This window comes from Paenibacillus sp. LHD-38, from assembly GCF_031157315.1.
Lineage (GTDB): Bacteria > Bacillota > Bacilli > Paenibacillales > Paenibacillaceae > Pristimantibacillus.
In genome coordinates this window covers 66,670-79,983 of the sequence record NZ_JAVIFU010000005.1, presented here as the reverse complement: position 1 = coordinate 79,983, position 13,314 = coordinate 66,670, and the positions used below count along the sequence as shown (strand labels likewise).

Annotated in this window: 7 protein-coding genes; all 7 read left to right on the top strand. The window is 43.6% G+C overall.

Annotated elements, in window-relative coordinates:
- The first annotated feature begins 5 nt into the window (after positions 1-5).
- The 7 genes from RCO25_RS05960 to metK all read left to right on the top strand — a co-directional run bounded on the left by RCO25_RS05960 (position 6) and on the right by metK (position 13,265).
- Positions 6-1,148, top strand: a complete 1,143-nt coding sequence (locus RCO25_RS05960; protein ID WP_308995218.1) for a glycosyltransferase family 4 protein — start codon at positions 6-8, stop codon at positions 1,146-1,148.
- 264 nt (positions 1,149-1,412) lie between these two features.
- On the top strand, positions 1,413-5,561 hold the full coding sequence (locus RCO25_RS05955; RefSeq protein WP_308995217.1) for an S-layer homology domain-containing protein: 4,149 nt from the start codon (positions 1,413-1,415) through the stop codon (positions 5,559-5,561).
- Between the two features lie 521 nt (positions 5,562-6,082).
- Positions 6,083-8,572, top strand: coding sequence for an S-layer homology domain-containing protein (locus tag RCO25_RS05950; protein WP_308995216.1), 2,490 nt, complete (start codon positions 6,083-6,085; stop codon positions 8,570-8,572).
- A gap of 285 nt (positions 8,573-8,857) precedes the next feature.
- On the top strand, positions 8,858-10,942 hold the full coding sequence (locus RCO25_RS05945) for a hypothetical protein (protein WP_308995215.1): 2,085 nt from the start codon (positions 8,858-8,860) through the stop codon (positions 10,940-10,942).
- 79 nt (positions 10,943-11,021) lie between these two features.
- Positions 11,022-11,501, top strand: a complete 480-nt coding sequence (locus tag RCO25_RS05940) for a hypothetical protein (protein WP_308995214.1) — start codon at positions 11,022-11,024, stop codon at positions 11,499-11,501.
- Positions 11,502-11,612: 111 nt separating this feature from the next.
- On the top strand, positions 11,613-11,891 hold the full coding sequence (locus tag RCO25_RS05935) for an alpha/beta-type small acid-soluble spore protein (protein WP_308995213.1): 279 nt from the start codon (positions 11,613-11,615) through the stop codon (positions 11,889-11,891).
- A gap of 159 nt (positions 11,892-12,050) precedes the next feature.
- A complete protein-coding gene (gene metK, locus RCO25_RS05930) occupies positions 12,051-13,265 on the top strand; it encodes a methionine adenosyltransferase (protein ID WP_308995212.1) in 1,215 nt (404 codons plus the stop codon).
- The last annotated feature ends 49 nt before the right edge of the window (positions 13,266-13,314 follow it).

Sequence of the window (13,314 nt, the reverse complement as noted above, 5' to 3'; positions counted from 1 at the left end):
CACACATGCCGGTTGGCTTGCTGTATTCAATTGGGTTCATAATCGCTCTTGTTCTAGCCATTGCGATGACGCCGCTTGTTAAGAAGTTCGCATTCAAAGTAGGCGCAATAGACAAACCAAACCACCGCAAGGTACATACGCGCATTATGCCGCGTCTTGGCGGTCTAGCTATTTATATTGCATTCGTTGGCGCATTTTTTCTCTTATCGCCATTTATACCGGACGGTTTGCTCCGTCCACAAGATTCAAACATGATCAATGCGCTGCTTGTCGGCGGGACGATGATCATTATTTTAGGTGCTTTCGATGACCGCTTCGAGCTGTCGGCAAAAGTGAAGCTTTTGGGTCAAATAGCTGCAGCATGCGTTGTCGTATTCGTTTTTGACGTAAAGATCGACCTGGTGAACATTCCGTTTGGTGAAACGATGCAGCCGATTGCCGGCTGGATCAGCATCCCGATTACGATTTTATGGATCGTTGGCGTAACGAACGCCATAAACTTAATCGACGGTTTGGACGGGCTTGCTGCCGGTGTATCCGGCATCGCGATTGCAACGATTGTTGTGATGGCCTCGCTAATGGGCTTCCAGCCCGTGATCCTGCTCAGCACGCTGCTGTTAGGCGGAATCGTCGGATTTCTCGTGTTCAACTTCCATCCCGCAAAAATATTCATGGGAGACTCGGGCTCGCTTTTTCTCGGCTTCAGCTTAGCAACGCTTTCGATGCTTGGTTTCAAGCAGGTTACGATTGTATCATTCGTCACGCCGCTGCTTATTATCGGCGTTCCGCTCTCAGATACTTTCTTCGCCATCGTTCGCCGCTGGGTGAACAAACGTCCGATCTTTGCACCGGACAAAGGCCACTTGCATCACAGACTGCGTGATCTTGGCTTCAGTCACCGCCGTACGGTTCTTATTATTTGGGGTGTTGCCGCAATCTTCGGCGCACTGGCAATCGTACAATCGGCTGTCGTGCAATCGAGTGCAGCGAACTGGATTACCTTTGCCGTTATTTGTATGCTCATGTTCTTCTTGCAAATAGGTGCCGAGGTTACCGGAATCGTAGATAAAACGCGCAGACCGTTAATTAATTTTCTAAATCGAATGAGGCTTCGACTTAAGGTTGATGCTGAATCTCGTTCCAAATAATCAAGAGCTCTGAATCCCTTAGGGGAAACGGGGCTCTTTTTTTGTTTTTGTAAATGGCGTAATACACTAAAAAAATGGGAGCTGTTAGCCGATAACTACAGTACAGAACTTTTCTGCGGTCAGCACGTCTAGCTGCACAGCAACCGATAACTGGCTAAAGAGGAAAAGGGAGGAAGGTTTATTCGTAAGCAGGCCGCAAATTCGTCAGTCGAACTTTAATTCTAATACCCATGCTCGTTATATACATAAAGGAGGAACATTGTTTTGAAAAGATTACTTTCATTAGCGCTAACGCTGGCACTGTTGATTACATTGTTGCCGCCGTTCGGTTCGTCACAGGTGGCAAACGCCGCAACAGGCAGCTTCAGCTTCCCTAAGGAGAAAGATTTATCTACGCAAGCAAGGGTAACGACGGATCCAAGCCTTACGCTGACAGGATCCATTACCGGGGTAGACCCATCGTCTGTTTCGTATAGCGTTACTCAAATTATCAATAACAAGGGCAATGATAATCCTTCCGATGATCAAATTGGCTCGAAGCGTGAGAACATCACAAGCAACATCTATATCAACGGATTTTCTATCCAAGTCTATAACGTTGAACTTTTTCCAGGTCTGAACCGCATTACGTTCAAAGGCGTTCAAGGCGACGGCGAAGTGACCAATTCGATCTACATCGAATATCACAACGGGCCGGTATTTTATGATTTGGTTGCACAGCTTGACGGAAATAAATTCAACATCGAAGAAGCAGGTACTACGGTCGTTCACTCTGCGGCATCCGCAGGCCGTCAATCTGCGGATATCAGCATTACGGGCTTCGCGCCTAATGCGCAGCAGGTAACGATTGACGTAAACGGAAGCAGCAAAACCTATTCCGTGAACAGCTCCAACAGTTATCAGTTTGCGGCGTCGCCGATCACGCTCCAAAAAGGTAAAAACTTGGTTACGATTAAAGTGAAAAATGCGAACCAAACCGTAGAGACGACTCGTGAAGTAGCCTTTTACAACGGTGAAGTAACCTTTTATGATGTCAACTTGAACGGAGTTGCGAACGGTGCAGCAACATCTGAACCGCTAGAGTACAATCCTAATTTATTAGTAACGAATACAAATACGACATCCCTAACGGGTAAAATTATTGTTCCTAACTATTTGAAGGATGATTCCGTTCCAGCGGATGGCACGCTTGAGCCGCATCCGAATCCTACTGGAAGCATCCCGATTAAGTATACGATTACGGCGAGCGGTGGGACTAATTTTACGCAGCCTGTTGCTCCTCCAGCGAACGTGCCTGTTGCAACTCCGGTGGGTACTTATACAGGAAATGAAGCCTTTTTCATCTATCAGTTTACAACAGCTATCGGAGCCAACCATGCACTAGTTTTTGACAAATCCTATAATATTCAAATTACAGCAGAAAACGCGAAAAAAGATGCACTTGGCCAACCTGCCGATGAAGGAACCGGACTTATGGGTTTCTCGTTGAAGGATGCAACTAAGAAATTTATCGAGAATATTAACTATTTAAGTGGTTATAGAACGGGCAACGGGGAAGCTTTGACAGGAACTCCGCTTGAAGGCGCTAATCTTTACACTGTGCCATTCGCTATGGAAGTTCTTGTTGGAAATCCTGTTTTGTCTGAAACAAACGGTTTGGTAACCGTAGAGGATGTTAAAAATGTTTCTGGTACATCTGCACCCACAAGCTATGATTACGATAGTACCAGTAACATCGAAAACGTGTCCTCAAGTCTTGTCAATAAATACGTAAACGTCAATGGGAAAGTTTATAAGCGAGAAATTCTTATTTTCAAAAAACTCCCTTTCGAAGGTACGCAGACGGTTACGCTGGATGTTGGCGGAGTATCGAAGCAAGTTAAGTTCACGATGCTATTCGGACCGTATGTAAGCTATACGAGCGTATTTGATAATATGACGGTTTATGATGATACGAATAAGCTTAAAGCGGATCGTATCGCCGAGGCTATTACGGGAACGTTGAGCGATTTCAAAGGTATTCTCAACAATATCAATAATACTTCTGAAATTCGTTACGACTTTAACGGTACTGCAGCGCAAACGGTGTTCTTCTATGTCAACAATACACCAATTAAGCTCACGCAAGGGGCAAGCGGAGTAACGAGCTTTACGATTCTAAATGCTGCTGAGCGTACAAAAGCTTTCGAGTCTTTGTTCAGCGGAGAGAATGAGATCAAATTCGTATTCCAAGGCAGTAAAAATTCCTATGAGAAGAAAATCAAGCTTTATCTCATTCCGACGAATATTCCTGTCATACCGGTAGAGGGCACCATCATTTATCCTTATGGCGCGCAATACAGTGAGCCGGTTCCGAATGATCCGAACTTTGTTAATCGCGGCAGCGTTTTTACGACAAATGAAGCATTCATGAATGTGTTCGGTACATTTGACTTCATTGATTTTACGGCAATTGGCGCTACTGATGCTGATATCGTCAGCAATATTCAAGCGAAAATTACACAGATGGATAATCCTATAAACGGTCTAACGGATCCGAGCAATTATATCCTGAAAATCGAGAACAGCAATTTCACGAATCCGATTGCTTGGGACTTGAGTAAGAAACTCATTATTATGCGCGGTCCAAACGTGATTGGTACGGTAAATAACGGCGCAAGTAACGATGTAGCGAATCTTGCGGTTCGATACGATATTTTAACCAAAACCTTTTCTTTCATTTTAGTGGGGCAAGAATTGAATTCAGACGGCAGCTCCAGCGTGTATACCTTTACGGTGTTCAACAACGGCGAAACAGGTCCGAAAGCGTCTTATCGCTTAGAGGTTGACCCGACATCGCTGCCTTACAAAGTATTGCGTCCGATTTTGCCGGCAAAAAATATCGTCAATCAAAACTACGTTGAAGTGGTCATCGATGCTCCTGGGGCGCAGACGATAACGATTAATAAACAGGCTGCGGAGAAAATCGACTTCGATTCCGATAACAATCCGGCTACCGTAGAACAATTTTATAACAATACGTACCGCGTATTCGTAAATAATCTAAAAGTTGGCAAGAACAAAATCGATTTCATAATCTCGAACGCGAATGATAAAGTACAAAGCAGCATCGAAATTACGTATGCGCCAACCAATATTCCCGGCGCACAATTTCTTCAAACCATGGCGAGCAGCCACAAGATTTTTGACGGAGCACTAAATTTGAAGTTTGAAAAAGGCACAACGCTGATCAGAACCGATTTCAACGTGCCTGCGGCTCTGAAAAACCAAGTGTTCACTGGCCATAATCTCTTGTTTGCCATCGCAAACTCAGAAGATGGCGTAGTTGACCGCCGAGAGCTTGAAGCATTGCCGCCTAACTACAATATTATATTGGAAAGCTTTGGGACAAGGTTTAGGCTTTCGTATCCAACTCGCTTCACCAAAGCTAGTCCGGTTTATTGGATTGATGCGGGATTAGCGGATGATCCGGCGACAACGAATGCTTACGATCCGCTGACAATGGGTGTTGATCCGTATCAATTCCCGAACGCGACTGGAAAAGGCGGAACGAAGATCCCTACCTATGACGAGCGTCCGGACAATAGAGAACTGGTTACTTCCAAGACCGGCACGTTGACGCTTGCCTTCGATCCGAATATGAAGGATAGCATCGGGACAATCATTACGGTCTACCGTTACGATGTAAAAGCGAAGTATTGGGAAAATATCGGCGGAACGGTCGACGTGAAGAAAAACACAATTACGGTTCCATTCAATAAATTCGGTTACTATGTGGTTGGGAAAATGGTGTACTCGTACACTGACATGACATCGCATCCTTATGCAAGAAACTTCCTCGAAGCCATCTATTCGAAAGGCATTATGAATGCAGCAGGCTTTGACGATTTCGGCGCTAACATCTATATCTCACGCGGCGAGTTCGCGAGAATGATGGTTAAGGCGCTTGATATTCCTCTTAACTATGAGCTGAGCAAGCCGCATTTCGATGATGTACCAGCGATCATTAACCCCGATGCGTTATGGGATTATCGCTACGTAGAAACAGCAGCACGAGAAGGGATCATCCGCGGAACCGGCCCGAGAACGTTCCAGCCTAGCGCCAACTTAACAAGAGAAGAGGCTTCTGTCATTATCGCAAGAGCGCTCGACTTGAAGCTGGCTACAGATTCGACGAAAATCGATAAGGATCTGGAAAAAACGTTCAAAGATGCAGGAAGCGTGAATTTCTATGCGAAAAGCTCGGTTATCGCTATCGCAAAGAAAAAATACATTATCGGCTCTCCTGTAGATCCGAGCAATCCGAAAGCAGGCTCTGTATTCGAACCACGGTCTAATCTTCTACGCTCGGATGCAGCAATCATTGTAGCTCGTATTTTAGCTGATTTGAAGAAGCTTCCGAGCATTGGTTAATTGGATATATAAAGAAATCCCAAGCTGGATGCAGACTTGTTCTGCATCCAGCTTTTTTCTTGCAGCCATGGGTGTTCCACGCCGCGTGAAACATTATATTTGGAAAATGTTTATTATCGACGAGCTCTATGAAAACAAGCTATACTATCAAAGTACTCAACGTACACGAGCAAACCACGCGAAATGAGGTACATACCACGCAAAACAAAAAACTTTAATTTTTTTTCAGAACATCGCAACTTTTTGTTGTGACGTGCGTTTAAATACATGACGTTGTAACAAACGCATGTAATTGATGCGCTAGACCTACTGCAGCTGGAAAGGAATTGGAATGAATTCTCAACTTCCTCTTTACGGTACGACCCGCCCATTGTATAATGTTATAGTGGTGGCGCGACTCTAGCATTTTTCTCGCATTTTTTACAAGTTTCTACGACATGATTTTACAAATGGGTTTATCATGATTGTAGACATCATTTATATCAAATCTATGCTCAACTCTGGAAAGGGGGTGAATCGACATGAGGGAAAAGAGCAATTCACTATTTAAACAAAACTCTCAACAACCGCACGTATTTAGAGGAGGAGAAATAAAGGTTATGAAGAAAAAAATAGCAGCATTTGTACTAGCTACAGCGCTAGTCATTCCATTATCAGTTCCAGCTTTCGCAGCAACACCATCTGATGTAGTGGGTAAACCAGTACAATCCGCAGTAGAAGAGCTTACTGCACTTGGCGTAATCAACGGTTACGAAGATGGTACTTTCAAACCAGAAAACGATATTACTCGCGCAGAACTTGCTAAACTAATTGTTATTGCAACTGGTAACGCAAGCAATGCTGAGCTTTTGAAATCACAAAAACCTAACTTCAGCGACGTTAAAGCAAACCAATGGTACACTGGTTACATCAACGTAGCAGAAGCTAAAAAATTGGTTCAAGGCTTTAACGGTAAATTCCGTCCAAGCGAAAAAGTTAAGTTTGAAGAAGCAGTAGCAGTATTGGTACGCGCACTTGGATACAAAGACGCTAACCTTTCTGGCACATGGCCTAATAACGTATTGTTGCAAGCTAACTCTTCGGATCTCAACATGTTCAAAGGCGTTGACATCACTAAGGGTCAAGCAGCTAACCGTGGCGTTGTAGCACAATTGGTATCTAACACACTTGATGACAAATTGGTTACTTACGACAAAGATCAAAACGTTGTTGTAGGCGCTAAAACAATGATCGAACAAATCGGTGCAGTAACAACTGGCGTTCTTGAGAACGTAGCACTTGAAAACAACAGCACTGCAATTCGCGTTAATGGTACGCTTCACACGGTTGCAAAAGACTTTGTTGTAACTGGCGGCAAAAAGCTTTCTGAGCTTGCTGGACGCACAGTGTCTGTAATCAAAGTTGGCGGTAACGTAGTAGCAGTTTCCGACAAACAAGATGCAGCTAAAATTGCAACAGGCAAAAACAAAACAGCAATCGATGGTCTTACTGATGCTGGAACAATCACTTTGGATGGCGTATCTACTCCATACCAAATCGCTCCTGGTTTCTTCTTCATCAAAAACGGTGCACTAGTTACCGTTGCTGCTGATAAAGACATTTCTGCAAATGCTAGCGTATCTTTGTACCTAAATGCTGCTGGCAATGAAGTAAGTGCAGTAGTAGTTACTGAATACTCTGCAACAAACAAATTGTTCGTTAGCTACGATGCAAAAACAGCTTACCGTGCAGCACAAGTTACTTACAACGGTGGTATTGTATCTGTAGACGAGAACACAGTTATTACTCTTGATGGTAAAGCTGCTCTTGCAACTGACCTGAAAAAAGACGATGTACTTGATGTTGTTGCTAGCGGTTCGAAAGCTGTATCCGTTGAAGCTGTTCGCAAAACAGCAACTGGTAAAGTAACTTCGACTTCTACTACTGGTTCTGAAAAAGCATATGTTGTTAACGGCACTAACTATGTAGAAGTTTCCGCTCTTAACCTTGTAATCGGTACTGAGTATAACTTCATTCTTAACAAAGACAACAAAATCGTGTCTGCTACTGTAGTTACTGCTGGTGAAGGCGCTCCTGCATACGGCGTTATCACTAAAGTTGTTAATGACGTAGCTGTACTTGATGGCGTACAAGTAAGCACTAAGGATAAAGTTGAATACTTCTCCTTGAAAACAAATGCTAAAGAAGTAGCTTACCTTGCTTCTACTTATGCAACTGCTGACAGTGATGCTAATGCAATTGCTAAGTTCACTTATGACGCTGCTGGTAAAGTAACAGGTATTACTGCAGCACAAGATCTAGCTGTAGGCGCTTCTGCTGATGTTACTGAAATCTCGGCATCTGCTATCAAAACAACTTCACTTTACAACATTACTGCAAGCACTGTAGTTGTAAACGGTCTTGACCTGGTTAACAACAACGTTTCGATCGGTACTCTTGCAAACATCACTAAAAACGATAAAGTAGTCATCGTTAACGACAGCATTAATGCTTCGTATATCGTAGTGACTAAAGACAACGAAGCAACTACTGAGCTTGCTAAAGTGTCTGGACTATTCGTTTCGAAAACTGAAGGTGTAACTGCTACTGGTTCCACTTACAGCGTGAAATTGAATGTTGCTGGCAAAGAGGAAACTTATGTTGTTTCTGAAGCTGCTTTCGGTACTGCTGTAGCTGCTAAACAATTGGTAACTCTTGTTGATTCTACACCTGCAACACTTGGTTATGAAACACTTACACCAGCAGTATCTGGTAACAACCAAGTTAGCGATGTAAACACAACTACAAAAACATTTGAAATCAATGATGTTAAACACGTAGCAACGGCTAACACGCTTTACTACGTAATCGACAAAGACGGCGTTGTATCTGTAGCTGGCTTTGATGCAGTAACATTTGCTGGTACTGGCGTTGCTGGTACACAGTACAAATTGGCTTTCACAGTAACTGGTAACCAAGTTGGCGGCGCGTTCGCTGAAGTGGGCGCTATCGTTATCACTCAACTTCCATAATAGAAGTTGAATCAAGGAAGAAAGAGTCGCCGGATTACCGGCGGCTCTTTTTTTTGTGTTCATCATGATAGATCTAGCGAGCAATGATTCGAATCGTTCATATGCTGTTCACAATAAACAGCTATAGTTGAACTAACATGATAACACTATCACTTGTAAGAATAAGGGGGCTAAAGTTCCGCCAATGAATTAATTTCTTTTTGTTAGACGTTGATATTGCGAAACTATTGCAAGGTTTTTATCGTCTAAATATGAAACGCTAAAATAATAGGAGTGATTATCACAATGCGACACAGCTTTAGAAAAGCATCCGTACTTATATCTGCCATAGTCGCTTTAATCGTAATGGTAAGTGCGATTCCAGTCAGTTTCGCGGCTAGTACACCAGCTTCAGCAGCTGTGAACAAGAAAGTCTACATAAGCGGAGCTTCTTACGTACAGCTCATTGATGCAAACTTAATCCCAAGCTCAAGTGGAGCAACGGCCAGTTTTACGTTTACCTTTTATAATGGAGACAGCAAGGATCTTGTCTTAAATGATTATTGGGCTAGATTGAAATCAGTAGGTGGGACAAAATATACGTTAACCCTACTTGATCAAACGAAAAAAAGAATAGCTCCTAAATCGTCGGCAACGTTGACCTTTTATAGTCAGGTCGGCTCTAAGATGACGTTAGACCAGCTTGTTGTAAATATAATAAAGTTTGATTTTTCTGTTGCTGGCTATGAGCGTACGGTAGCGAAATACACCTTCCCTAAGGGATATGCTAATTTTATTAAAGCGGGCGGCTTCAAACCGGTTCAAATCAATAATTCCAATGTAAATGTAAGAGTAGATCAAATTAACGTAACTAAAAAAGAGAAGTATTATGAGTTTAATTTGAGTTACGTGGCAAGAAATACAAGCAAGTTTGGTGTAACTCTTCCGGTTTACAATTATTATGTACAAACATCAGCTGGTTTATATAAGCTGAATTTAAAAAACAAGACGGATGAAACACTTTTGCTTGAGCCTTCGGTATTGAATGCTATACGATTGACAGGAAATATTCCATCCACATTGGCTACTACTGGCTGGAAGCTTATCATTACAAATTCGGTAGGCGCTGAAACAAATAAAGTGGAGCTGCCTGTCGGTACATTTGATATTCCATTCAAGCTTACAACTACGCCAGTAGGCTCAGCTGTTACCACATTTACGAATGATAGCGGCACTTACGAGGTTACGCTTAAATCGGTGCAAAGATTGCCGTGGACGACGAAGGATCATGTCATTGCAGAACTTGTCATTCGTAATAAAGAATCGGTATTCGTACCGTTACCTGATTTAACAGGGCAATATGTGGTCGATGAGAACATAAAACTTGAATCCAAGAAAGTAACGGGTACAGATACGATCGGCCTCGCTCCTGGAGCATCGGCAACCGTTCATTTTATTGGAGACATTCCTTTTACTTATTCTTGGAAGCAATTTAAATTGCAATTAAGCGAGAAAACTGGTGAAGAAACTTCGTTGCTCGCTGAGCTAACCAAATCGGCAATCACCTCAGTACCCGTTGTGAAATCGGGTTCTGTATATACACAATCCGTTGCCGGATCACAGTTAACGGCGCAAGTTACAGATGTTCGAACGTATAAAAACGAAGATAGTGAGTTATTTGCTGTATATATGGATGTTACGAATAAACAAAACCGCAGTAATACTTTGCCGGTGTGGGCAGGCTATTTCAAAACGGTTGACGGAAATTATTATGAAGTGAAGACGGTTAAAGCAAACAATACCATTAAGCCATCTAATAAAGAGCAAGTTATTTTGTATGCGGATTTGCCGATAAATGCGAACAAAGAGGGCATCCAGCTACTTATCGGTGAAGCTTATGATGACAATGGCGTTATAGTGGGAACCGGAACGGCTAAAGGATATATCAGACCGATTCAGCTTGAGCTGCCCATTGAAAAAACAGACATTTCAAGTTTTAAACAATTGAAGGTAGGCCCGTATACTGTTGATATGACTTACTTCAATGCTTATATGATTGAAAGAATTCTTGAGATTAGTATGGGCGCAACAGTTGCGAAGGAACGCGCTTATGATGGCTTCACGCAAAGCAAGCTAACCATGGTACTAGAGAAAGAACGGACAAATGAAATCATTCTTACTCATATGATTGATCTTGAAGGGAAGTCCGAAGGCGGGACGACTTGGAAGGTTGGAGATAACTTCAGTGAAGTAAGCAAAGATATGTCTTCAACGCCAGTATGGGATAATTACACACTCAATATTTACGAAACATTTGAAAATCATAAGAAAAAGCTTGCCTCCGTTGATATTGAATGGTCATCCTTTGTGAATTGGCTGGCAGACAAATAATCAAATGAGAAAAAACTGGTTTCTCCTACTTAAATCTAGTATCTTTATAGGAGATGCGTGATAGAGAGGAGATTGCTAAGTGAAACAAAAAGTACTACGAGGAGTCGTTGCTGCTGTTTTAGTAGGAGCTGGCGTGTGGGTCGGCGTGAACTTTGCTTCCCCGCTTGAAGCGGAATCAAATGCGCTGACTCCAGGCTCTGCCGAGGATCCGGTTGTTACGAAAAGCTATGTAGACGAGCAGCTTGCCAAAGCGGGTGACGGTCCTACAGAAACACCTGGCGCAAATACGGCGCTTGAGGTTGTTACTGTACCTGCAGGCAAGACACTCATGGCAGGACAAGGTACTGAAGTCATTGTACGCGTCGGCAAAGCAATTGCTTACAGCTCCGATGCCAGCGGTATTGCGGATCTGACTGGCGGTACCGATTTGACGAAGGGGAAAGCAGTTCCGACAAATCATTTGCTGCTGTTTCCTCGTGAAGGACGCGGCATACTGCCTGATCCAAACCAAAAGAATGGTTTGACTGTATTGGTAAAGGGTAGTTATACCTTGCAATAATATGGATGGATGATCTACATTTTACCCGAACTGACAATAGATTATACGCTTCAAAAAGGATGGAAGGATGCACAATACAAGTGTAGTCAACATTCTATGGAGGTGCTATTCATGAGTCGTTCGAATAAAGTGGTTGTTCCTACAAGCAAAGCTGCGTTAAACCAGCTGAAGTATGAGATTGCTGCAGAATTTGGATTAACGTCGGGAGCCTATGCAGGCACCGGTGCTGACACAGAATTCGCAGGAGATCTGGGTGCGTCTTCGGGTGCTGGCGGCGGACATAGCGTACATTGGTCTTCCTTATCCACACGTCAAGCAGGCTCAGTGGGTGGAGAAATCACAAGAAGACTGATTGCGCAAGCGGAATCAGTGCTTGGCGGATACCAATAACTGGTTAAAAACCCGGCGTCCATTGACACAAAGCGACATTTTCGGTATCATACTGTTTTAGAAGAGTTGTCAAACAACCTTTTCCTTCGGGGAAAGGTTCATTTTTTGTGTAGAATGTCCGCACTTATTTCATACTAAGGTTGTAGGAGGTTGATACGAATGTCGGTTAAAGGACGCCACTTGTTCACATCGGAATCCGTTACTGAAGGCCATCCGGATAAGATCTGTGATCAAATATCCGATGCTGTCTTAGATGCATTCCTAGAAGCAGATCCACACGCGCGTGTCGCTTGTGAAGTTTCAGTAGCAACAGGACTTGTTTTGGTTATCGGGGAAATTAGCAGCAGTGCAGATTATGTTGATATTTCAGCAATCGCACGCCGTACGATTAAGGAAATTGGCTATACGCGTGCCAAATACGGCTTTGACTCCAGCACTTGCGCAGTATTGACATCGCTCAATGAGCAGTCAGCTGATATTGCACAAGGCGTTAACGCAGCGCTTGAGACTCGTGATGGCAAGGACATGAAGCAAGAGAACGAAGATATCGGCGCAGGCGACCAAGGTTTGATGTTTGGTTTCGCGACAAACGAAACACCTGAGCTTATGCCGCTTCCGATCGCTTTATCGCATCGTATCGCTCGCCGCTTGTCTGAAGTACGTAAGAATGAGACGCTTGCATACCTTCGTCCAGACGGAAAAACGCAAGTGACAATCGAATACGCAGACGGCAAGCCTGTTCGCGTAGATACTATCGTTGTGTCCACGCAGCATGCGGAAGAAATCACGCTTGAGCAAATCCAACAGGATATTCTTGAGCATGTTATTAAGCCGGTTGTTCCAGTGGAATGGCTTGATGCGGATACAAAATATTTCATCAACCCGACTGGCCGCTTCGTAATCGGCGGACCGCAAGGTGATGCTGGTCTTACAGGCCGTAAAATTATCGTTGACACGTATGGCGGCTATGCTCGTCATGGCGGCGGCGCATTCTCCGGCAAGGATCCTACAAAAGTTGACCGTTCAGCTGCTTACGCGGCTCGTTATGTAGCTAAGAACATCGTAGCTGCAGGACTTGCTGACAAATGCGAAATCCAATTGGCTTATGCCATTGGTGTTGCTCAACCAGTTTCAATTAACGTGGATACGTACGGCACTGGAAAAATTGGTGAAGATAAGCTCGTTGATCTGATCACAAGCAATTTTGACCTTCGTCCAGCAGGCATTATTAAAATGCTTGACCTGCGTCGTCCGATTTACAGACAAACTGCTGCTTACGGTCACTTTGGCCGTACGGACATCGACCTTCCTTGGGAACGCGTTGACAAAGCCGAGAAGCTTAAAGCAGACGCTGGCGTACAAAGCGGCGTATAATAATTTCATTTAACGACAAATAACGCCTTAACCGGCGTTCTAAGCTGTC